Origin of the sequence: Clostridium sp. MCC328 (assembly GCF_018785465.1) — a bacterium.
In the GTDB taxonomy this organism is placed as follows: Bacteria; Bacillota; Clostridia; order Lachnospirales; family Lachnospiraceae; genus Pilosibacter; species Pilosibacter fragilis.
Genome location: NZ_WQPW01000034.1, coordinates 4,000 through 26,839, shown reverse-complemented (window position 1 = coordinate 26,839; position 22,840 = coordinate 4,000). Strand labels below are relative to the sequence as shown.

The window sequence follows — 22,840 nt, the reverse complement described above, 5'->3', positions numbered from 1 at the left end:
ATTTATACTGTGTGCTACATCAAATTCATATTCAATTATTCAAATTAGCTCAAACTATGCCAAACTGCCACAGCCAAAAACGAGGGGAAGGAGGGCTGAAAAGCCCCCCCAAAAAATCGGCTCTCGGTTAACCACTTTAGGAACCACTTCCCCCTCTTTTTGCCCTCTTTTTAGCCAGTTAACCACTTGCGGACCACTAAAAATTGGATGAAATCGGCTCTCGTTTTGCCAAATTTGGTCAAACCATATCAGCCCGTTTAGATATAGCAAAAGCCCGGAAAACCTTGATTTTCCGGGCTTTTGTAAACCTTTTGATATAGTCTGAGCAGTCGATTATCGCTTGCTGAACTGCGGAGCGCGACGAGCTGCTTTGAGACCGTACTCACCTATCCTTGGTCCAAAAAGTCCAGTATTTATGCGGGTTTTCTGGTTTTCCTCTCTCAGTAAACCCATAGGTAAACCCACGAAATCGCGAGATTTTTGGTGCCGTTTAACGCAGCCCGAATGCAGCATTCACAACGCTGCTTAATTTCTCAAGTTTATTATACTTGACTTTCGCATAGATGTCCATAGTCGTTTTGCTGTTCTCATGGCCTGCCAGATACTGCACCGTCTTTGGATCAACACCTTTGTAAATCAGATTGGTGATGTAGGTGTGCCGCAGCATGTGCGGAGTCACCTTGAAGTCCATCGTATACACCAGCTTGGGATTGTTCGGCTGATGCTCACCAAGCCTTGGCTTTATTCTATGCTTGATGGACTGCCCATTTACATAGGTGTAATAACAGCGTTCTGCGGTGGAACGGACTGTTATGTACTTCCAGACCCTCACAAACTGTGCTTCCGTCAAAACAGTTCCCTTTGAATTGGAGATCACATATTCCGATTCTGATTTTTCCCTTGCTTCCTTGAGACAGGCTACCAGGCATTTGGGAATCGGAACATCTCGCTTCGCTGTCGGAGTCTTCAAAAGTGTGTTGACCACCGGCTCACCGCCTTCCACATGCCATGCACGCCTTACAGAAATGTACGGCGTTTTTTCATCCAGGAATACGCAGTCCCATTGAAGTCCAAGAATCTCTTCTCTACGCAATCCCGCGTACAAGCCGATCATTACGAAAACATACGGTGGTAGCTCATGAATGCTATCCAGCAAAATGGCAGTCTGTTCATCCGTCAAAGCTTCGCGCCGTTTCGCAGGCTTTCCTCCTCTTGCGCAAATCGTTTTGGATGGATTCTCTTTGATCACCTTGCTCTCTTCTGCCGAATTAAAAATGTTCTTAATCAGCATATTGAGCTGACCATACATTCCGGAAGAACCTTTTGATAGAGGAACCATCAGCAGCCGCAGGTCATCTGTGGTCACCTCATCCATATACATCTGTCCAATCGGCCCCACGATGTACCGATTCACCATCCGCGCGTATCCCTCCAACGTATTGGTTCTTACCGTTCCAGACCGCATCAACAGCCATTTTTCGCAGTACTCTTCTACGGTCGGATTCTCTCTGTGGAAAACCACTTCCGCGATTTTCTTCTGGGCATCTTCCGCCCGGTCATATAATTCTTCGCGTGTCAGCCCATAAATCGCCACTCTCTTTCCGTCTGCATCTGTAATCCGGGTGCGGTAATACTGTACCCCTTTCATCATCACTGTTCCGTATTCCGGAAGTTCAGCAGGGCGCTTTTTTCCTTTAGCCATGTGTTCTCCTCCTCGTCTATCTTCATACATTGGGTGTTGCTACTCTTATTATCATGGCGTACACTACTTCCTTCAAGGATGTCGAATGTATGTAAAAAGGGCAGGGATTTTTGACCATCCCTGCCCCAAGTTTTTTCTGATTTACTCTTAATCCCACGATGCAAAAGCATCTTCCAGCACTCCTTCGAGCTGCTCTGGGCGATTATATTTCACCTTGGCGTAAATATCCATGGTGATCTTGCTGCTTTCATGACCGGCAAGATACTGAACTGTCTTCGGATCAACCGAAGCATGAATCAGATTCGTAATATAGGTGTACTGCGGCGATACGTCTTGTTCTCAATCTGCTGGATCGCTTCCTGTTCCTTCTGGTACAGTTCCTCTCTCGTTCTTGCATATAAGGAAACCCGCCGCCCCTGCTGATCTGTTACACGGGTGCGATAATACTGCGTTCCCTTCATACCCACCGTACCATAATCGGGAAGCATCATTCTTCTTGCCGCCATATCATTACCTCCAATCCTGTTGTTGCTTTCATTATTGCGGATTCATCGTCCATACTCAACGATGTCGATTTTTACCGCCGAAAGCTTCGAGGTTTGCGATATGTCGCAGCACGTTCCATCGGTTTTGCACGGTGCGTACATTTTGCAATGTACTCCTGAATCCCCACTTCCGTGAAATAAACGCAGCCGTTTTCCACATACTGAACATAGGAGATCAAACCGTCTGTTCTTGCAGCATCCAGTGTTTTTACGCTGATTCCCAGTATACTGGCTGCTTCCTTCCTTGTAATCAGTTTATCCATCGCCTTCTTCGCCTTCCTTTCGGCATTTGCCCTGTCTTTTTTTCTCTGCCTGTTCCGGAATGTAATAACCAAGCTGAATCCTTACAGCTTCGTCAATCCCACGCATCTGCCCCTTACTTACCCGCCCAAGATAGCGAATCACGCATATCTTGTCGCAGGTGTCGAGCTGTTCTGCCAATACCATAGACGGTTTTGCCAGTCCCTTTGCTTTACGGAGAAAGAAATGCGTTGGCTGCTTTCGCTTCTTCTCAATTTTCGATGTCAGCGGAGCAATCGTGATTGTCGGCGCATAATAATTACCGGCATCATTCTGAAGAACCACAACAGGACGAACACCGCCCTGCTTTGATCCAACCGGAACACCGAGATTGGCGAGATATAAATCACCTCGCCGATAAACCCAGTTTTCTTTCATTTTCTGTTGTCTCCAATCTCCATACACTGATATGGATAAAGCCTGCCAGGTATCATGCTGATACAGCACCCAGCAGTGCTTTCTGAAAATATGGTTTCTCTGTACTTTTTCTTATCACCCCAGAGATGTAGGATTTCTCACAGGCGGCAGTGTGCTTCACTGCTCCATTGGAATTTAACCATCCCGCCTTCCTTATGGCCGGACCGCGAATTACGGAAGTATCATTGTCCCTGTCTGGCTTTAGCACCGCCGCCGGTTGCAATCCGGCATTTGCTTCTGCGAAACCGCTATCGCCCCGATGGGATTCATGGCGTGCAGTCGAAGGCTCGACCAAACAGGAATGTACCTGAAGAATGAGTATTCAGTTTTCAAGGGACATCCGGACTTTCGTCCTTACAAAGTAAGTTTAACAAGAATCCTCCGGTTTCGCGTTGGCCTCGTAGGCGCACTTTGGTTGTCCTTGCAGGACTACATACGGTTCGTTTTGATTTTTTCAGTGTCCTATGCAGTCGGATTGGGGCAAAAAAAATGCCTCGTTGGTTTCCCAACGAGACATCGAAGACGATTCTATCTCATACGACTTCACATCATGCATCCGAAGATTTGTTTTACAAAATTCGCTTGGTTTTTTCCAGAACGCTTAAACTGATCATATGCTCCTTCCGCATGAATAATCAGCATTTCAATTTCTGGAGCAGTAATGACATTTACCACGTCAATTTTCTGCTCATATGCTTTACTCAATCGAAATTCCTCTCTGCGAGAATCCAAAATCCGTATCACAGAAATCTGCTTATCGAATCCTTTCCGTAAGTACTATGCATAAAAGCACAGCCGCAGAGTACATCTGTGGCTGTGTTTTGTGTTCAGTTGCTCACTGTTGCGTGGACTGGATATGGAGAGACAACATATCTCCCGATCTTACATGGGTTATCTTATCTACCATCACTCTGGCAGTTTGCCTTGCAGATATGTCGGCATCCCCACTGCGGTCGTATCCGGCCTGACCTTAAACATGGCTTTTTCAATCTACCTCCCTTATCGGTTTTCCGCGATATATTTCTCCGCCATGTGGACTGCCATCGCGCCGTCCGCCACGGCGGTGACCACCTGACGGAGGGGCTTCGCCCGCACGTCGCCCACGGCGTAAACGCCGGGAATACTGGTTTCCGTGGTCTCTCCGGCCACGATATAGCCGCCGCCGTCCAGCGCCAGTTGACCCACCGCCAGCGCCGTGGCGGGCTGTCGGCCCACGCTGACAAATACGCCGTCGCAGTCCACCACGCTTTCCTCACCGGTGACGGTGTCCCGCAGGCGTACGCCGGTCAGCCTGACCCCGGAAATCAGCGCGGAAACGGTGCTGTTCCAGCGGAATTCCACATTTTCGGCCTGTTCCAGTGGCTCGTGATAGATCTTGGTGGCCCGCAGGGTGTCTCTGCGGTGGACGAGGATCACCTTTTTCGCCACGCGGCTGAGAAGGAGGGCATCTGCCGCGGCGGAATTGCCGCCGCCCACCACGACCACCGTTTTGTCCTTGTAAAACATCCCATCGCAGGCGGCACAGTAGGCCACGCCCCGGCCCAACAGCTCCGTCTCTCCGGCAACGCCCAGCGTTCTGGGGTCTGCGCCGGTGGCCAGCACCACGGTTTTCCCCCGGAAGATCCCCTCGCTGGTCTCCACGAGCTTGGGAACCGCCGTCAGATCCATGCGGAGAACTTCCGCGTATTCGCTGCGTGCCCCAAAACGCTCCGCCTGCTTTTGCATCTTCTCCGCCAGAGAGAAGCCGTCGATCCCGTTCTCAAAGCCGGGGTAGTTGTCGATCTGCTCGGTCAGGGCCATCTGCCCGCCAGCAGACAGCTTTTCCAGCACGACGGTGTCCAGCCCCGACCGGGCCGCGTACAGGGCGGCGGTGTAGCCGCCCGGGCCGCCGCCCACCACGAGCATATCATAAACATGATTGTTGTTCATATCTGAACCCTCCGTTATTTCGCCAAGGCTTCCTGAATGAAGCGGTCGATCTCTGCCTTTGAGCCGGGCGCGGTGATGGAATCCACGGCCTTTCCGTTCCGGTACAGCACCAGAGTTGGGATGACCTCGATCCCCTCGGCCCCCGCCAGCCGCGGCTCCTCGTCAATATTGATCTTGCTGACAACGAGGCTGTCCGCGTATTCCTCTCCAATCTTCTCATACGCAGGGCCGATCCTCCGGCAATAGCCGCACCAGGGCGCCCAGAAATCCACCAAAACGGGCTTTTCGCCCCGGGTCGCCTGCTCAAACTGCTCCTGATTCATATTCATAGCTGCCATATCTGTCAGCTCCTTTCTTTTGTTTGGGTATTCTCAAGACTCCGGTCTCTCCCCACACCACATCGTGACCTCAACCTGAGATGACGGTACTCTGCCCTTGGGACATAAAGCAGATGAGTAAGACCATCATCTGTACGAGAATAGCTGCGGTTTGTTGCAGCTTATTCCGCGCAGAGCTCCGCCACAAGAGCGTCCATCTGCGCTTCGCTGGTTTGGTTCAGTGCGCCGCGCAGCGATACCTCCGTTTCACACAGTCGGAGTTCCTTCATCTTTTCCAGCTCGGCGCGCATCAGCCGCGCGGCAGCAGGGGCCCATGAACCGTTTTCCATGAGGCCGATCCGGCGGTTTCGGAATCCCTTTGTCTGTAAATGATCCAAAAAGGCCTTCATGGGCGGGAACAGGCCTCCGTCATAAGTGGAGCAGGCCAACACCAGTTTCCCGCAGTAGAACGCACTGGCAACAGCGTAGGAAAGATCTGTCACAGTGAGATCACATATGCTGACCTGCACGCCTTTTTTCTCTAATTTACCCTTGAGGGTCTTCGCCGCATGGGCAGTATTTCCATGGATGGATGCGTGGGCAATCAGTATGCTCTCCGATTCTTCTGGTTCCCATTGTGACCAGAGATCATAGAGCCGCAGACACTCCTCCAGCCCTTCTGTAAGCACGGGACCATGGAGCGGGCAGATCGTTTGGATCTCCAGCGCGGAGGTCTTTTTCAGCAGAGCCTGCACCTGTGTGCCATATTTCCCGATAATATTGTAATAATACCGTCGGGCCTGCGGCACCCAGGGGGCACGGGCAGTCCGTTCCAGTGAGCCAAAGCGTCCGAAGGCATCCGCCGAGAACAGGATTTTTTCCGTTTCCTCATACGCCGTCATCACCTCCGGCCAGTGTACCATCGGTGCCAGCAGGAAGCGCAGCCGGTGTGAGCCCAGAGAGATCGTGCTGCCCTCGCCAACCTCCAGCATACGGTCTTCCGACAATGCACCCGTGCCAAAGAACTGCTTGATCAGGGTAAATGTTTTCGCGTTTCCCACGATCTTCATCTCCGGGTACTCTTGCGCTATCCGCATGAGACTGCCGGAATGATCCGGCTCCATGTGTGTGACCACAAGATAATCGGGATTGCGCCCCCCCAACACCTGCGCTACATTGGAAAGCCATTCCTCCGCCGCCCGTGCGTCCACGCTGTCCATCACGGCGATTTTCTCGTCCAGAATGACATAGGAGTTGTAGCTCACTCCCATAGGCTGGACGGGGTACTGGTTTTCAAAGAGTGCCAATGTGTTATCATCCACCCCTACATAGCGGATGGCATCTGTTACCGTTCGGATATCCATATAAAAAATACCTCCTATTCTGATGTCTTTGGTTTTCTTATAAATCGTCTATCAGTGCGGTGCTCTTGGCGTAGGCGGTACTGCGTGCCTCAAAGAAATCGGTCTTGACCATATTGGCGTCAGCGTACTGGCTGACCCATTCCATGCTCTCCGGTTCGCTCTCAAAGCCCGGATACAATGCCGGATAGCCAAGGCTCGTCCAGCGAAGATTGCCGAGATAGCGGATGTAATCGCTGATCATCTGCCGGTTCAACCCCGGGATGTCGTCGCCGATCACATAATGCCCCCATGCGATCTCCTGCTCCACGCCCTCACGCATCATCTCGCGCAGCGCTTGTACACTCTCGGCGGTGAACAACTCCGGCTGCTCCTTTTGCAGCTCCGTGATGATATTGCGGAACAGCCACAAGTGCGTGTTCTCATCGCGGTTGATGTAGCGGATCTCCTGCGCCGAGCCGGGCATCTTCCCGTTTCGGGAGAGATTGTAGAAGAACATAAAGCCGCTGTAAAAATAGATGCCCTCCAAAATATAGTTCGCCATCATCACGCGCAGCAGCGTGGGAGCATCCTTCCGCTCCTGAAACTCGTTGTAGCAGTCCCCAATGAAGGTGTTGCGGCGCAGCAGATGCTCGTCCGTTTTCCATTGGTAGAGGATGTCATTGCGCTCCACGGGGGAACAGATGGTGTCGAGCATATAGCTGTAGCTCTGTGAGTGGACACACTCCTGAAACGCCTGAATGGACAGGCAGAGATTGACCTCGTTGGCGGTAATGTAGGCGCCGATATTAGGCAGGTTCGCTGTCTGAATGGAATCCAAAAAGACAAGAAAACTCAGAATTTTATCGTAGGCGCTGCGCTCGGCTGACAGCAGGCGGGGATAGTCCTTCACATCCTGCGAGAGATTGATCTCCTCAGGGATCCAAAAGTTGTTCATGGCCTGCCGGTACCAGTCGCTGACCCAAGCGTACTTCATATTGTTGAAGTCGTTGAGGTTGGTGGTATTGCCGCCGATCATGCGCCGCAGGCGCACATCAGGGTCGCCCTCCGGGTTAAAGAGGGGCTTTTTCTTCAGTTCCATCATGCTATCCTCCTTATGACGAGCAGCTTTCACAGGCCTCGACCTCAAGGGCCTTGCTGCGGACATAATAAATGGTCTTGACGCCGGCCCTCCACGCCTCCAAATACAGTCTGAGCACCTGACGCATGGAATAGTCGTTGGTGATATAGAGATTCATGCTCTGCGCCTGGTCAATATGTCTCTGGCGAAAGCCCGCGGCGCGTACCGACCAGCTTTGGTCGATCAGATGCGCCGCCTTATAGTACCACCATGTATCCATAGAAAGCTCCGGAGCAACGCGGGGCAGCATGCTGCCCTTTTTTTCCTCTAAAAAGAATTTCTTCATAATTGGATCGATGCCCGCCGACGTGCCGGAGAGGATGGATGTGCTGGAAGTGGGTGCGACAGCCAGCAGATAGGCGTTGCGCATTCCCTGCACCGCCACCGTTTCCGCAAGCGCCCGCCACTTTTCTGAGGTATAACCTCGCTTTTCAAAATACGCGCCTGTCTGCCAGTCGCTGCCCTCAAAGAGCGCATAGCGGCCCTTTTCCCGTGCCAGTGCTGTGTCCGCCTTGACGGCGGCGTAGTTGATATGCTCGAATACCGCATCGGTGAAGGCAAGGTGCTCATCGCTCTCCCATCGGATGCCGCGCTTTGCCAGCATGTGGTGGTAGCCGCTGACGCCCAGGCCGATGCTGCGGTACTTCTGATTGGTAAGCCGCGCGTATTCCAACGGGTAGAAGTTGAGGTCGATCACATTATCCAGTGCGCGGATGGCCGTTTCCACCGTGCGTTCCATATAGGCCTCGTCCTCCACCGCCAGATTACCGAGAGACAGACTCGCCAGGTTGCAGACCACAAACTCACCGGGGCGTGTGGCCGTCACCACCACTGTGTCGCCGTTCTCCGTGTGCACCTCAGTGCTGATATGCTCGATGGGCGCCATGTTCTGTGCGATCTCCGTGCAGAGATTGGAGCAATAGATCATTCCCGTGTGGCCGTTTGGGTTCATACGATTTACGCTGTCGCGGTTGAAGGCGAAGGGCGTGCCGGTCTCCACTGCCGAGCGAAGCACCAGCCGCACGATGTCCTTGACGGTGACGCTGCGCTTTTCGATGCGCGGGTCATTGACGCAGTCCAGATACCGCTTCTCCCATTCCGTACCCCAGTAATCCTCCAGTGCGTAGCCCTTGACCGTGAGGATCTCATGCGGACACATGAGATGCCACGGCGCGTCTATGTTCTCCTCCGCCAGTCGCCAGAAGAGATCCGGATAGCACACGGCGGGAAACACATCATGCGCCTTCATGCGGTCGTCGCCGTTGTTGGTGCGCAGTTGAAGGAATTCAGGCAGATCCCGGTGCCATGCGTCTAAGTAAACCGCCGCAGCGCCCTGCCGCATCCCCAACTGATCCACCGCCACGGCGGTGTCGTTGACCAGCCGGATCCAGCGGATAACACCGCCCGCCGCCCCTTGAAAGCCGCGGATGGTGCTGCCTGCAGCGCGCACCTTACCGAAGTACATCCCCATTCCACCGCCAAATTTAGAGACCTTTGCGAAGTTGTCCAGCGAGCGGTAGATGCCGTCCAGACTGTCCGGCACAGTGTCCACAAAGCAGCTTGAAAGCTGATGGTAGGGCTTTCGTGCGTTGGACATGGTAGGTGTCGCCATCGTGACCTCCATACGGCTGAGCATATCGTAAAAGCGTTTTACCCACCCCATGCGGTCAGAGCCTTCGTTCATAGCAAGATGCAGCGCGATACCCAAAAACATCTCCTGCGGTGTTTCCAGCGGCACGCGGCTGCGTGACTGGATCACATAGCGTTTGAGCAGCAGGTCAAGGCCGGAATAGGTGAACAGCTCGTCCCGTTCCGGGCAGAGAAAGTCCTCCGCCATAGCGATCTCCTCGTGGGTATAGTGGGCAAGAATATAGTCACCGTAGAGTCCCTTATCCGTCAGATAGCGAAGCCTGCCATAGAGGTCGCCGACGCCGCGCCCCTCCCATTCCTGTGCGTTGCGACAGCGAAAGGAGTGGTTCAGAAGCCGCGCCGCGATGAACTCCCACTTGGGTGCCTCTGCCGTAGTCAGCTCTACCGCTGCCTTGGTCAGTGCCTCAGCCCTCTCATCCTCCGTCATGCCCGGGCGACAGAAGCTCTCAAACTTCATTTGAAGCGCCGCGAGGGAGTAGATTTCCTCGGTAAAATCCATCTGGATACGGCGCAGCACCTCGTCAAGCGAGTTATCCCCCACCGTCTGCGCGATGGTATGCCGAACGCGGCGCAGCGCAGACCGCTTTTCGCGATAAAGGATGTACGCCTTGGCCACCTCATAGTGTCCGCGCTCCATGAGCGTCCGCTCCACCTCGTCCTGCACACGTTCCACGGTGAGCGGTACTGTGACGGAGAGATTGTCGAGAACGGCGGCGAGGATCTCCTCCAGTTCTCCGCCCCCAATCTCCCTTCCCTGTCCATCAAACGCTTTTTTCATGGCGTTGAAAATTTTCTCTTGTTGAAAAGGAACAGACTTCCCGTTTCGTTTTCTGATCTCCATTTCGATCCTCTCATCTTCTCCGGTCACTTCTCATGTCCTTTTGGGCAAAGAGCGGGCAAGCGCAGTATCACGCTTGCCCGCTCTATTTTTGAAAGCCGGTTTTTCTGCAGCCGACACGGCGGGGCTGTTTGTTGTCTGTTGTCTTGGTTTTGGCTTTCCTGCCAGTTACTTCATAGATTCCAGAATGGCGTCCGCCAGTGCTTCCAGCTCAGTGCGCTTGTCCGTGCCCATGGACGAGGCGAGGCTGAGCCGCTCGTTGAGCACCGTCATGTTCTTAAGCTCATCGTTGACGAATTTCTGCATGAGGTCACCGGACTTCACCGCCCATGAGCCGTTTTCAATGATGGCAAAGGTGCGGTTTTGCAGATTCAGTGCCTTCATATCCATGAGGAAGTCATGCATGGCGGGGTAGATGCCGAGATTGTAGGTCACAGAGGCCAGGACAATGTGACTGTACTTAAACGCCTCGGAGATCAGCTGGGAGACATGAGTGGAGGACACATCGTACATCGCCACCTTGCTCATGCCCTTGTCGCAGAGCGACGCCGCCAGAGCCTGCGCCGCGTTCTCCGTGTTGCCGTACATGGAGGCGTAGACGATGAGCACGCCCTGGGTTTCAGGGGCATAGCGGCTCCAGGTGTCGTACTTTTCGATGAACCAGCCCAGATCCTTGCGCCACACGGGGCCGTGGAGCGGGCAGATATACTTGATCTGATCCAAAACGCCGCCGGCCTTTTTCAGCAGGAGCTGGATGTGGGGACCGTACTTGCCCACGATGTTAGTGAGGTAGCGGCGGGCGTCGTCCAGCCAGTCCCGCTCGAAGTCCACCTCATCGGCAAACAGCTTGCCGTCCAGCGCGCCGAAGGTGCCGAAAGCGTCGGCGGAAAAGAGGACGCCGTCGGTAACGTCGAGGGTCACCATGGCCTCCGGCCAGTGGACCATAGGCGCACCCACAAAGGTGACGGTGTGCTTACCGAAGGAGAAGGTATCGCCCTCCTTCACCTCGATGCACTCATGCCCGTCCACATGGAAGCCGAACTGACGCATGAGCATGAAGGCCTTCTCGTTGGAGATCAGCTTCACCTTGGGATGGCGCAGCAGGATCTCCTCGATGCAGGCGGCGTGATCCGGCTCCAGATGGTTGACCAGCAGGTAGTCCAGCTCGCGGCCGTTCAGCACATATTCTAAATTTTCCAAAAGCTGGCGGCAGGCAGACCAGTCCACCGTGTCAAAAAGCACCGTCTTTTCGTCCAACAGGCAGTAAGCGTTGTAGCTTACGCCCCGGGGAATGGGAAAGCAGTTTTCAAACAAGGCCAGGCGATGGTCGTTGGCGCCTACCCAATAGAGATCATTTGTTACTTTACGCACGCAATACATCTTATCTTACCTCCTTCACGGCTCAAGCCTTTATAAATTGATCCTTCGCCTCCGCGCACTCGGGGCACACCCACTCGGCGGGAAGCTGCTCAAAGAGCGTACCGGGCGCGATTTCGCTGTCCTCGTCGCCCAGCTCCGGCACATACTCGTAACCGCAGCCGCCGCAGACATAGCGGTCGCCGATGGGGGTGGGCTTCGGCGGCGTGGGCCGCTTCATCTTCACCATGGGCGGCGCGGGCTGCTTCTCTCCGCTGTCCAGCGCGGCGGCCAGCAGAGGCAGGATCTCCGCCACATCGCCCACGATGCCGTAGTCGCAGTTCTTAAAAATGGGGGCGTTGCCGTTTTTATTGATGGCCACGATGGTGGAGGCGTCCTTGATACCCTTGAGGTGCTGGGTCGCGCCGGAGATGCCGCAGGCAATGTAGAGGTTACCGGTGAACTTCTGACCGGACATACCCACATAGCGGTTCAGGGGCAGATACTTGAGGGTCTCCGCCACGGGGCGGGAGGAACCGATGGCCGCGCCGGCGGCCTTGGCCAGCGTCTCTACCAGCTTCATGTTCTTTTTCTCTCCGATGCCCTTGCCCGCGGAGACCACGCGCTCCGCCTGCGGAATCGGCGTATCCATGGGGATGCCCACGGAGAAGTCGTGGCCGTCCTTTTTCAGCGCCGCCACAAGGTCGGCCACCTGCTGGGCGGCATCCCCCTCCCGGAAGATGGTCTTTTTGCGAATTCCGGTGATGGGCGCGGGTTTCTTGGCCGCCGAACGACTCTCGCCGCCGGAGCTCTTGCCCAGCCTGCCCACCAGATGGGAGGCGATGACCACCCGCTGGATCTCGTTAGTGCCCTCGTAGATGGTGGTGATCTTGGCGTCGCGGTAGGCCCGTTCCACCTCCATGCCCTTGAGGAAGCCGCTGCCGCCGTGGATCTGCAAGGCATCGTTGGTGACCTCCAGCGCGATGTCCGAGGCGTACATCTTCGCCATGGCGGACTCCATGCCGTAAGGCGCGTGCTGCTCCTTCAGCTCCGCCGCGGAGTAGATGAGGAACCGGGCGCAGCGCAGCTTGGTGGCCATATCCGCCAGCTTGAAGGCGATGCTCTGCTGGGCCGCGATGGGCTTGCCGAACTGGACGCGCTCCTTGGAATAGCTCAACGCGTGCTCAAACGCGCCTTGGGCGATGCCCAGCGCCTGCGCGGCGATGCCGATGCGTCCGCCGTCCAGCGTGGACATGGCAATCTTGAAGCCCTCGCCCTCCTTGCCCAATAGGTTTTCCTTGGGAACCTTCACGTCGTTGAAGATCAGCTCCGCCGTGGAGGAGGAGCGAATGCCCATCTTGTCATAGTGGTCGCCGAACTCAAAGCCCTTCCAGCCCTTCTCCACGATGAAAGCGGAGATGCCCCGGGTGCCGATGTCCGGCGTGGTGACGGCGAAAACCACATAGGTGTCCGCCTTAGGGGCGTTGGTAATGAAGATCTTGCCGCCGTTGAGGAGGTAGTAGTCCCCCTTATCCAGCGCCGTGGTCTCCGTGCCGCCGGCGTCGGATCCGGCGTTGGACTCCGTGAGGCCGAAGGCGCCGATCTTCTCGCCCTTGGCCAGCGGAACCAGATATTTCTTCTTCTGCTCCTCGGTGCCATAGGCGAAAATGGGCCATGAGCCGAGGGAGACGTGGGCGGAGAGGATCACGCCCGCGCCGCCGTCCACACGGGCCAGCTCCTCCACCGCGATGGCGTAGCTCAAGGCATCAAGACCGGCACCGCCGTACTCCTTGGGGTAGGGAATGCCCATCCAGCCCAGCTTCCCCAGCTTCTTGACAGCCTCCTCGGGAAACTCATTGTTCTGATCCATTAAAAATGCGAGGGGCTTGATCTCCTCCTCCGCAAAACTCCGGATCTTCGCGCGCAGCTCTTCGTGCGCCGCCGTTGTTTGAAACATCATACGGGTACCTCCTCTTAAAATTTTACAGCTTGCTTGTATCTTGGGGATCGGATCTGCCGGTCAGCAGCCTGCGCAGGCTCACGGCGCGGAACGCCTCGTCCTGCTTTTGCTGCAAGGCCGCCAGCTGACAGTGGATGGCGCACCGCCCATGCTTGTCCTGCCAGTGGCATTCATATCCCGGCTCCATGCAGGCGCACAGGATGCCCCGCTCCCCCACGACCCCCATGAGATCGTAGAGGGAGGTCGCGTCCAGATCGCAGGACAGCGCGCAGCCGCCGAGGGCGCCGCGGCTCACCCGCACCAAATTGCCGGCGGAGAGCTTGCGCAGGATCTGGTAGGCAAACTGATTGGGGATTAATTCCGTTTCCGACATCTCGGCCACCGAATGCTTCTCCCCGTCCAGCAGCACCCGCAAAATGCGCAGCGCGTAGTCCGTCTCTTTGGTGATGATCATACTCCGTATCCTCTTTTCGCTTGCTTGTTAATGCCATCATATCAATCTTGATAAATTTTGTCAAGATTATTTTCAAAAAAAATTTCCTCTTTAACACAGACTGCCCCAGCCCGGGTCAGCTTCGCTTTCCATTCAGCGAAAAGCCATGTTCCTTACAATTATAGAAGCCGAAAAAGCTGTGCCGTGGCAGTCCGCCGAAAGCAGAAAAGACTATGCCTTAAAACCAGAAAGCGGAGAAATTGGTTGGGGCTCGCAGGGGTCGCCCACCCAAGGCGGACGACCGCTGTGAGCCCCGACAAGCCCAAGCTGTACACACGAAACAAGCAACAAAGAGCGTACTTGTCACTTTTATTCGACACATTATGTTATGATATGCAGCAAGTGTTCCATCTTACCATCCCATTCTCTGCTGGAATCGGCGCACTCTTTCAGCTCAGTTTCGACTTCAGCATTTATCGGCAGGTTTTTCTTATAGCGGATGGTATGCTCAAGGCTTGCCCAGAAGTCCATCGCGATTGTACGGAGTTGTATCTCCACCGGCACATGGATCACTTTTTCCGCAAAGAATACCGGCAGCCGGATCGTCAGGTGCAGACTGCGATAGCCATTTTGCTTAGGGTGTGAAATATAATCTTTCTCTGTGATGATTTCAATGTCAGACTGTTTTTTTAAGCACTTTGCCAAAAAGAACACATCCTCCTCGAAAGAGCAGATCACCCGCACACCGGCAATATCCATGATATTTGCCTGCATGGTCGGAAAATCCAGAGGAAGTCCGCGTTTCTGCATCTTATTCATAATGCTGGACGGCGACTTCAAGCGGCTTTTTATACTTTCTATCGGATTGCGATCATGCTGCAATGAAAACTCTTCGTTTAGAATTTCCAACCTGCTTTCCAGTGCTTTCAGCGCACATCGGTATTGCAGCATGACTTCCTGATACCTGCGATTTTCGCTTAAAAGGCGCTGGCATTGCAGGTCATCCAAGCCTTTGTCTGCCGCAACCGTCAAACCAAATAGATTTTCACTCATAGCTTCTCCATTCCGCAGGGATAGGCGCTCCGCACTGTCTGCTGCTCTTGTGTTACGACCTGATAAAAACTGTATCCGCCGGAGAGATGGGAACAGGTGAAACCGTACTGCGTCAAAAGTCGGCAGGCCAGATAACTGCGAAGCCCTGTCTGGCAATTCACATAAACAGGCTTACCCCGGTCTAACTCGTCCAAATGCTCCCGCAGATCGTCCAGTGGAATATTGCGGAATCCATTCAAGTGCCCACGCCGATATTCGCCTTCTGTACGGACATCCAGCAGTGTCGCATTGCCATCGCAAGGCAAGTCCTCAACCTCATTCCAATGGAACTGCCGTACCTTCCCGCTCTCCAAATCCTCGATCATAAAACCGGCCATATTGACCGGGTCTTTGGCAGAGGAATAGGGCGGCGCATAGGAAAGGTCAAGCTCCGTCAGTTCCAAGGCTGTCATTTTTGCGCGAATGGCCGTTGCCAGTACATCAATGCGCTTGTCCACGCCCTCGACGCCAACGATCTGCGCACCCAGCAGCCGCAGGCTTTCTTTTTCATACAGCACCTTCATTGCCATAGACTGTGCGCCGGGATAATAGGCAGCGTGGGATGCTGGGAAAAGTACGACTCTGTCGTAAGCAATCCCTGCTGCCTGCGCCGCCTTTTCATTGATCCCCGTAGAGGCCGCGGTCAAGCTAAACAATTTCAGAACAGACGAACCCTGAGAGCCGTGAAAGCGGCTGTTCCCGCCGCAGATATTGTCGGCGGCAATGCGGCCCTGCTTGTTGGCGGGGCCCGCCAGCGAGATCAGCGCCTTCTGGCCGGTCACGAAATGGGTGACCTCCACGGCGTCCCCCACGGCGTAGATGTCCGGCACGGAGGTCTCCATCCGCTCGTTCACAACGATGCTGCCCCGGATGCCCAACTCCAGCCCGGCCTCCTTTGCCAGATGGGTGTCCGGCGTGACGCCGATGGCCAGCAGCACCATGTCAGAGCGCAGCGGCTCACTATCCTCCAGCAGCGTCAGCACGGAATCTCCGTCCTGCCGGAATCCGGTGACGGTTTCACCCAACCGCAGAGCCACGCCGTGTCTGCACATTTCCGCATGGACAAAGCTGGCCATATCCGCATCCAGCGGCGCTAAAAGCTGCTTGGGACGCTGGACGATGGTGACGGAAACCCCCATCTCCACAAGGTTTTCCGCCATTTCCAGGCCGATAAAACCGCCGCCAGCCAAAACAGCGGTTTTCGGCTTCTGATCCTCTACAAAGCGTCGAATGCGGAGGGTGTCTTCCACGGTGCGCAGGGTAAAGACCCGCTCGCTGTCCATGCCGGAAAGCGCAGGAACCGTCGGCTTTGCGCCGGGTGCGAGGAGTAGTTTGTCATAGGTTTCCGTGTAGACCTTTCCACTGTCCAATGCGTGAACGGTGACGGTTTTTTCTGCGGGATTGATCGCAGTTACTTCCTGCCGTACCCGCACATCTATGCGAAAGCGGTCCCAGAAGCTCTCCGGAGTTTGCAGCGTCAGTTCTTCTTGCTCCTTGATCACACCGCCCACATAATACGGCAGGCCGCAGTTGGCATAGGATATATAGCCGCTGCGCTCGATCATCACGATCTGCGCGTGTTCATCCAAACGGCGGATGCGGGCAACGGCAGACGCGCCGCCAGCCACACCGCCTACGATCACAACTTTCATCTTGCACCCTCCACCATGGCGGTGATCTCCGCCTTGGACCGGTAGCCCACGGATTTGGCAACGGCCTTTCCATCCTTGAATACGACAAGCATCGGGATACTGGATACCTGAAAACGCATCGCCAGTTCCATTTGCTCGTCCACATTGATCTTGCCCACCTTGAGGGTGCCGGCGTTTTTCTCCGTGCGCTCCACGCGGCAGGGGCAGTACCCGCTGGTGCGCTTGAGACTCTCACGGATGGTGTCCACGACCTCCTGATCGGAATTGAGCTTGATTTTCATATCGGTTCCCTCTTTCCTTTGTTCTTTGTGATGTCCCTATCATAGCAAACTCCGCCCTGCCTTTCTGTAACAAGGTCACATTACAAAAATTTTCGCGGCAACAGAAAAAGCTGTGAAGCGGCAGTTCACGTACCGCTTCACAGCTTTCGCCTATCTCGTTATTCAGGCAAAGCAGGCGTTCACCTGTTCGACGATCGCCCGATCCAACCAGCCCTTTTCAGCCATATCCAGAAGAATAGAGCAGGCTTTTTCGTGAGACATTCCAGCTTTGTAAGGACGATTTTCGGTCAGGGCCTGATAAATATCCACGCAAGCCATGATACGCTCCTGCGTATTTAACTCGGACTCGTTTTTTCCAAAGGGATACCCTGTTCCATCCAGATGCTCGTGATGAAACGCGGCCCAATCGCGCAGCTCCGCAAAGTCCTGGACTTCCGATAGGACGTAATATGTATAGGCAGCGTGATGCTTCATTTCCGCATATTCGCTGTCGGTCAGGCGTCCCGGCTTTTCCAGTATTTCATTGCCTATCGCTACCTTTCCGATGTCATGGAGTGCGCCGGCAAGATACATTTTCTGGGCGGTGTCCTCGTCAAATCCCATAAACCGGGCCAGACATTCCGCATCGTCGGCCACACCCAGAGAATGTGTACTGGTAAAGGGCGATTTGTAGTCTACAATTTTCGCAAAGAATTTTGCCAGAGCTTTTACCTGCGCAAAATCAAGCTGCTGCTTGGTACGCGGCACCTTGCTCCACAGGCGCTCCTCCAGCCCCCTGCCGCCAAGAGAGCAAAAATGCTGTTCTGAAAAAGCGCGAAGAAACGCGTCCGCGCATTCCTCATCCACGATCCTGCCGCGTACCCGAGTAAGGAATGCGTTCGCACGCTCCCACACATCCGGCGTAAAGACATCGGCGCGGCAGAAAGCATCCAGCAGATCGCACAGACGGATAATACGGGCACCCAGCGGGATCTCCTGCCATGTTTTTCCGAAGGAGCCGCTGCCATCCGCGTTTTCGTGGTGGTAAAGGATGATATTTTCTACATTTGTATGAAACGGAAGCGCGGATATGTTCTCCTCGCCCATAACGCAGTGAGCGCCGAGATGCGGCAGCTCCGCCAAACATTCCGCGGCAGAGCTGTCACCACGAAATTCTTCGTGCAGATACTGCGTCAGAGCATTGTCGTGCAATAGGGCACAGACGGCAAGATCCTGCAGTGCTTCGCCGGAAACACCAAACTGTTCAGCCGTACACACACTCATATACGCCACACGCTTGGCGTGGAACGTTGTCACATGAACCAGTTCCGCCTCCACGCAATCCAGAGCATAGGAGCAGGCACCAAGCAAGCCTAATACATCAAGTTCCATGTGCGGAGCGGTCACGCTTTCCAAAGGCTGTGGAGGTTGCAGTAGGCGTAGACCGCTTCGACCTCGTCGCCCTCGCAGAGAGCAAAGCAGACCTCGGGTTTCTCGCCAGGATGCAGTTCCTTGCGCTGGTTGCCCTGCTTGGTGTGGAGGGACACCCACTCAATGTAGTGCTCCGGCAGCATGGGATGCTCCACGGAGCCGACCTTGACGTGGACGATGCCGTTTTCCACAGTCCAGACAGGGACGTGCTTCTCCACGGCGGCGTCGGTGGTGCCGGGAACGATCTCGCTCATCGGCTCACCGCAGCAGATGACGGGAACGCCCGTGTCCTTGACCTTGGCAATGATGTTGCCGCAATGCTTGCAAATGTAAAACTTCTGCTCCATGATGATTCTCCTTTTCTTTCTTTAATAGTTTTCTGCGTGAATTTCAAAATAGCTCTGGGGATGATTACAGGCGGGGCAAACCTCCGGGGCCTTCTCGCCCACGACGATGTGACCGCAGTTGCGGCACTCCCACACCTTGACCTCGCTCTTGGCGAAGACCTCCGCCATCTCCACATTGTGCAGCAGGGCACGGTAGCGCTCCTCGTGGTGCTTTTCAATGGCGGCGACCAGACGGAAGCGCTGGGCAAGTTCGTGGAAGCCCTCCTCGTCAGCAGTCTTGGCAAAGCCGTCGTACATATCCGTCCACTCGTAGTTCTCACCCTCAGCGGCGGCGAGAAGATTTTCGGCAGTATCGCCGATGCCGTTCAGTTCTTTGAACCACAGCTTAGCATGTTCCTTCTCGTTGTCAGCGGTTTTGAGGAACAACGCCGCGATCTGCTCGTAGCCTTCCTTCTTGGCCTTGGATGCAAAATAGGTGTACTTGTTGCGTGCCTCGGACTCACCGGCAAAGGCGGCCATCAGATTTTTTTCGGTTTGAGTACCTGCGTATTTCGTTTCTTTCATGGTCGATGCTCCTTCCAGCTCCTTCCAGCTTCTTCTGCTCATATTATAACACGGATTCGTGTTATAAACAATATTTTCATTTTAAGTGATTCAATCCGTCTGTATCCCGCAGCGTGGTTGCGCCTCGTCTTAGCTCCACAAGCCCGTCCTCCGAGAAGCTCTTGAGCATCCGCGCCACCGCCTCCCGCGCCGAGCTGATGTGCTGGGCAATCTGCTCATGGGTCATGCGTATGGTATCGGAGCCGGTACGCTCCGCTTCGGCCAGGAGAAAATCTGCCAGCCGCCGATCCAAACCCTTGAACATGATCTGCTGCATCGCCCACATCACATCAGAAAATCGTTTCGTTGCCAGTTCATAGAGGAAGCAACGGACATGAAGATTTTGCTCCTTGAGCACAGCGATGACATTTGCAGGGATAATCAGAACCTCCGTATCCATTCCCGCGGTCATTTGCGTATCAAAGGTGATCTGACTGATCACACAAGAGGCAGAAAGCACGCATAGTTCGCCCGGATACAGGCGGAACAGCGTTACCTCCCGCCCCTCCTCGGAGAGAAGATAGGTGCGGATCTCGCCGGAAAGGACAAACAGCATTCCGAGACATTCATTGTCGCTGCTGTGAACGAACGCGCCCTTTTCATAATGACGGACAAAGGCGCTTCGGCGTAGCGTTTCCATTTCGTGTTCGGTCAAGGATGACCAGAACGGAAGTTGTGTCAGTGTGCGTTCCATATCAATGGCAGCTATGCTTGCCGCAGCCGTGGTCACCGCAGGTGTGCCCATCCTCGCCGTGCTCGTGGTCATGGTGATCACAGTGAACATTGGGGTCGTAGCCCAGATTTCTGCTGAGCAATGCGCTCACCGCCGCGTCAACGTCCCCGCTGACACCGCCGTAGAGCTTGATGCCCGCTTCGGCCAGAGCCGCCTGCGCACCGCCGCCGATGCCTCCGCAAATCAAAGTGTCCACGCCGTTCTGCATCAGGAATCCTGCCAGTGCGCCGTGACCGCTGCCGTTGGTATCAACGACTTCCGCATGGACGATTTTGCCGTCCACAGCTTCATAAAGCTTGAACTGCTCGGTGTGACCGAAATGCTGAAAGATTTGACCGTTTTCATAGGTAACTGCAATTTTCATAATGGAATCTCCTTTGCAAGTTTTGCCTGATTTTTCCATGTTGGCTCTCTGCATCCGGCAGCAACAGCCGCAGTGAGCTGCCTCCTGTCCTCCGCAGATGCGGTAGTTTCCCCCGGTGATGTGCAGCGGTTTCCCGTGGACAAGATACGCTGCGATCTTGCTCCGTGCGCTTTCGTAAATCTCCTGCACGGTAGAGCGGGAAATGTCCATTTGAGCGGCACACTGCTCGTGGGTTTGCTGCTCCAAGTCAACCAGCCGAATGACCTCGTATTCGTCCAGCGTCAGCAGGATCGGCTCGGTATTCTCGCACCCGTTGGGACAGAATGTATCGACCTGTGGTACGCCACAAATTCGACGGCACCGTGGCGGTCTTGGCATGGGAGCTTTCCTCCCTTGGTATCGGTATATTTCGATTATAGCACTTTGAGCAGAAAAAAGCAATTTTTTCAAAAGCTGCTACATTTTCCGTCCTCATATGTGTGCCGGCTGATATTCGGTGTCGAAGACTACGTGTGAGCCATGTTCGTATTGTCAGATTATCTACATTTGACAGAACTTCGCAGGGCATGATGAATTTGCTTGGATTCATTATGAGTTTAGTTTACATGCAAGCCGTTCACGGGTGGTTGTCCGCCTATGAACGGCTTGTAAATTCTCAATTTTTTTCCTTACTTGACACAAGAAGATCTCAGTCGCCTCGTTAGAGATTACATCGAAGCGGGCAAGTAGTATCTCTATTTTGTCATTTCCAAACGCAGAGCACGATTAGATTTTCTTCGCAATCGTAGACAGCTCCGAAATAATGCTCAGAAGATCATTTTTGACTTCCTCTTTACTTGGCTCACTGCCCATCAGAAGATAATCCGTGCTGACATGGAGGATGCAGGACAGTTCGATCAGCAAGTCAATGGAGCAGCTGCGCTCTCCGTTCTCCATGCGGCTGACATGCTGCTTGCTTGCCAGTCCCAGACGAACCGCCAGTTCCTCCTGCGTAATGCCACGGGAAGTGCGAACATCGTGAAGTCTCTTACCAAACTCTTTTGCGTCAAAATACATACGTTTCTCCTTCCGCACAGCCGGTACAGAACCGGATCGACGAAAGGTCAAAAAAAGAGCCGCATGACGGTAAAGAAAAAATCCTGTGCCGATAAAACAGAACATGGGTATCCCATAATTCTGTCTCATGCGGCATTCGGAAGACTTCGCCTGTCAGCGGCTCCACAGCACGGAGCAGATCACGCCGCCCTTTCTGGTGTAGTCGCTGTATTCGCCATAATACTCGCTATATAGCTTTTCGCCGGAACGATAGGCAGCAGAAGCGATAGCGGACTGTCCTGCGCTTCGCTTAGTCTGCGTGACACTCAGATGAAATAGTGCCATTGGCTTTCAACTCCTTTTCTTTGTTTGCTTGCTTGATGTGGATAATCGCCATGTGACGGACGGCTCGCTGGACTTCGGACAGGGAAAAGATGTGTTCCATCAGCTCTGTCATTTCGGTGCGTGTGAGATCTTTGACCTCCGGGGCAAGACTCTCAATCGTGCCGCCCAGATTGCAAAGGCGGTGGGTTCGCTTGGTGCGTTCGCCTTTCTCCAGATACTTCTTCCTGTTCTCCAGACGCTCCAGCTTGTGCTGTTCCTGTGCAAGCTGCGTCTCAGCTCGTTCCTTTTCGGCTCGAAGCTGATCGAGGGTTTTCGGTTTTGTCATTGTGATTGACCTCCTTTTTTGATTTTGGAGATAAAAAAGACCGTCAACTTTTCGCATAGTGCGACCAGTCAACGGTCTGCTTTTCGGTATTCGGTTTTTGTGTTCAGTTCAACAAATATGAATTTATCGCTTTTGTTTATCAACGAATATTGGCTTGCTGCCATCATCAATTTCAAATGTATTACTTCCAGTTCGTATATAAACACTTCCTATTTCCGCATGAATATAAGGAATAATATCTCTGTCATAATTACATATTGTATTGATGGAAAACACAGAATGATTGCTTGATTCGTTCATATAAGCCTCATCTTCATTACCCGATAAAAAACGCCATCCGCTATCTGGGTTGTCTTCATCTGGAGCTTCTCGATACATATATCCTACTTTAAAACCTTCTTTTGTTATTCTGTCAGATACAATGCATCCTTCTCCATTTGGTTCGTTCCAATCAATTAAATTCTCTATGTTGATACTAAGAAAATCGTTGTTCTTCTTTCTCTCGAAAAACATGATGATTCACCTCTCCAAATTCTGATTTGCTTGTTCCATAAAATTCATTTTAGTCGCTTTCAAACTTGCTGGCGGCGAACAGCATTTTATGCTGTTTGCGGACGGCAAGTCCACAGGGGATAGCCGCTTTAGCGGCGCAAGGGGGTGTAGCCACCTTGACTGAACGAAGTGATGAAACATTCACGGTCGGACAGTTTTCTTCTGCCGACCGG

24 protein-coding genes and 2 pseudogenes are annotated in these 22,840 nt (G+C 53.9%); all 26 read right to left on the bottom strand.

Annotation, left to right across the window (positions count from 1 at the left end; all coding sequences use genetic code 11):
• Positions 1-490: 490 nt before the first annotated feature.
• Positions 491-1,702 carry a site-specific integrase gene (locus GPK83_RS06420; protein ID WP_117553099.1) on the bottom strand — a complete coding sequence of 404 codons (1,212 nt, stop codon included), beginning with the start codon at positions 1,700-1,702 and terminating at the stop codon, positions 491-493.
• 147 nt (positions 1,703-1,849) lie between these two features.
• Positions 1,850-2,035, bottom strand: a pseudogene (locus tag GPK83_RS16830) (site-specific integrase); the annotation flags it as partial.
• The gene (locus tag GPK83_RS06415; protein WP_242994115.1) at positions 1,999-2,208 is read right to left on the bottom strand and encodes a hypothetical protein; all 210 of its coding nucleotides are present in this window, start codon (positions 2,206-2,208) and stop codon (positions 1,999-2,001) included. The gene GPK83_RS06415 and the pseudogene GPK83_RS16830, both read right to left, overlap by 37 nt.
• Positions 2,209-2,279: 71 nt before the next feature.
• Positions 2,280-2,510, bottom strand: coding sequence for a hypothetical protein (locus GPK83_RS06410; protein ID WP_002576363.1), 231 nt, complete (start codon positions 2,508-2,510; stop codon positions 2,280-2,282).
• Entirely contained in the window at positions 2,503-2,925 is a 423-nt protein-coding gene (locus GPK83_RS06405; protein ID WP_117484750.1) for a type II toxin-antitoxin system PemK/MazF family toxin, read from the bottom strand. The genes GPK83_RS06410 and GPK83_RS06405 overlap by 8 nt, the downstream gene beginning before the upstream one ends.
• A 582-nt stretch (positions 2,926-3,507) precedes the next feature.
• The gene (locus tag GPK83_RS17320; RefSeq protein ID WP_242992203.1) at positions 3,508-3,669 is read right to left on the bottom strand and encodes a hypothetical protein; all 162 of its coding nucleotides are present in this window, start codon (positions 3,667-3,669) and stop codon (positions 3,508-3,510) included.
• Positions 3,670-3,963: 294 nt separating this feature from the next.
• Entirely contained in the window at positions 3,964-4,893 is a 930-nt protein-coding gene (gene trxB, locus GPK83_RS06395; RefSeq protein ID WP_215704314.1) for a thioredoxin-disulfide reductase, read from the bottom strand.
• Positions 4,894-4,907: 14 nt separating this feature from the next.
• Entirely contained in the window at positions 4,908-5,231 is a 324-nt protein-coding gene (locus GPK83_RS06390; RefSeq protein WP_107000750.1) for a thioredoxin family protein, read from the bottom strand.
• A 161-nt stretch (positions 5,232-5,392) separates the two neighbouring features.
• The gene (locus tag GPK83_RS06385; RefSeq protein ID WP_015553428.1) at positions 5,393-6,574 is read right to left on the bottom strand and encodes an MBL fold metallo-hydrolase; all 1,182 of its coding nucleotides are present in this window, start codon (positions 6,572-6,574) and stop codon (positions 5,393-5,395) included.
• 37 nt (positions 6,575-6,611) lie between these two features.
• Positions 6,612-7,655 carry a ribonucleotide-diphosphate reductase subunit beta gene (locus GPK83_RS06380; protein WP_098924544.1) on the bottom strand — a complete coding sequence of 348 codons (1,044 nt, stop codon included), beginning with the start codon at positions 7,653-7,655 and terminating at the stop codon, positions 6,612-6,614.
• A gap of 10 nt (positions 7,656-7,665) precedes the next feature.
• A complete protein-coding gene (locus GPK83_RS06375) occupies positions 7,666-10,182 on the bottom strand; it encodes a ribonucleoside-diphosphate reductase subunit alpha (RefSeq protein ID WP_215704313.1) in 2,517 nt (838 codons plus the stop codon).
• Between the two features lie 165 nt (positions 10,183-10,347).
• On the bottom strand, positions 10,348-11,559 hold the full coding sequence (locus GPK83_RS06370; protein WP_120041293.1) for an FprA family A-type flavoprotein: 1,212 nt from the start codon (positions 11,557-11,559) through the stop codon (positions 10,348-10,350).
• A 22-nt stretch (positions 11,560-11,581) separates the two neighbouring features.
• Positions 11,582-13,495, bottom strand: coding sequence for an acyl-CoA dehydrogenase family protein (locus tag GPK83_RS06365; RefSeq protein ID WP_215704312.1), 1,914 nt, complete (start codon positions 13,493-13,495; stop codon positions 11,582-11,584).
• Positions 13,496-13,517: 22 nt separating this feature from the next.
• Entirely contained in the window at positions 13,518-13,949 is a 432-nt protein-coding gene (locus GPK83_RS06360; RefSeq protein WP_215704311.1) for an Rrf2 family transcriptional regulator, read from the bottom strand.
• A 360-nt stretch (positions 13,950-14,309) separates the two neighbouring features.
• Positions 14,310-14,879, bottom strand: coding sequence for a GTP pyrophosphokinase family protein (locus GPK83_RS06355; protein ID WP_275950619.1), 570 nt, complete (start codon positions 14,877-14,879; stop codon positions 14,310-14,312).
• A gap of 98 nt (positions 14,880-14,977) precedes the next feature.
• Positions 14,978-16,672: an FAD-dependent oxidoreductase gene (locus GPK83_RS06350; protein ID WP_215704310.1), complete on the bottom strand. Its 1,695-nt coding sequence runs from the start codon at positions 16,670-16,672 to the stop codon at positions 14,978-14,980.
• On the bottom strand, positions 16,669-16,953 hold the full coding sequence (locus GPK83_RS06345) for a thioredoxin family protein (protein ID WP_142411777.1): 285 nt from the start codon (positions 16,951-16,953) through the stop codon (positions 16,669-16,671). Before GPK83_RS06345 ends, GPK83_RS06350 begins: the two co-directional genes overlap by 4 nt.
• Before the next feature lie 162 nt (positions 16,954-17,115).
• Entirely contained in the window at positions 17,116-18,324 is a 1,209-nt protein-coding gene (locus GPK83_RS06340) for an HD domain-containing phosphohydrolase (protein ID WP_215704309.1), read from the bottom strand.
• Positions 18,325-18,335: 11 nt separating this feature from the next.
• A complete protein-coding gene (locus GPK83_RS06335) occupies positions 18,336-18,710 on the bottom strand; it encodes a desulfoferrodoxin family protein (RefSeq protein WP_117470967.1) in 375 nt (124 codons plus the stop codon).
• A 21-nt stretch (positions 18,711-18,731) separates the two neighbouring features.
• The gene (gene rbr / locus GPK83_RS06330; protein ID WP_118601948.1) at positions 18,732-19,274 is read right to left on the bottom strand and encodes a rubrerythrin; all 543 of its coding nucleotides are present in this window, start codon (positions 19,272-19,274) and stop codon (positions 18,732-18,734) included.
• Between the two features lie 76 nt (positions 19,275-19,350).
• On the bottom strand, positions 19,351-20,007 hold the full coding sequence (locus GPK83_RS06325) for a Crp/Fnr family transcriptional regulator (RefSeq protein WP_215704308.1): 657 nt from the start codon (positions 20,005-20,007) through the stop codon (positions 19,351-19,353).
• 1 nt (position 20,008) lies between these two features.
• The gene (locus tag GPK83_RS06320) at positions 20,009-20,788 is read right to left on the bottom strand and encodes a DUF134 domain-containing protein (protein WP_215704307.1); all 780 of its coding nucleotides are present in this window, start codon (positions 20,786-20,788) and stop codon (positions 20,009-20,011) included.
• Between the two features lie 387 nt (positions 20,789-21,175).
• On the bottom strand, positions 21,176-21,466 hold the full coding sequence (locus GPK83_RS06315; protein ID WP_002576367.1) for a helix-turn-helix transcriptional regulator: 291 nt from the start codon (positions 21,464-21,466) through the stop codon (positions 21,176-21,178).
• A 171-nt stretch (positions 21,467-21,637) separates the two neighbouring features.
• Positions 21,638-21,790: pseudogene (locus GPK83_RS06310) on the bottom strand (MobA/MobL family protein); the annotation flags it as partial.
• Entirely contained in the window at positions 21,756-22,115 is a 360-nt protein-coding gene (locus GPK83_RS06305) for a DUF3847 domain-containing protein (protein ID WP_215704306.1), read from the bottom strand. The pseudogene GPK83_RS06310 and the gene GPK83_RS06305, both read right to left, overlap by 35 nt.
• Positions 22,116-22,238: 123 nt before the next feature.
• Positions 22,239-22,628, bottom strand: a complete 390-nt coding sequence (locus GPK83_RS06300) for a DUF2185 domain-containing protein (RefSeq protein WP_215704305.1) — start codon at positions 22,626-22,628, stop codon at positions 22,239-22,241.
• Positions 22,629-22,840: the final 212 nt, after the last annotated feature.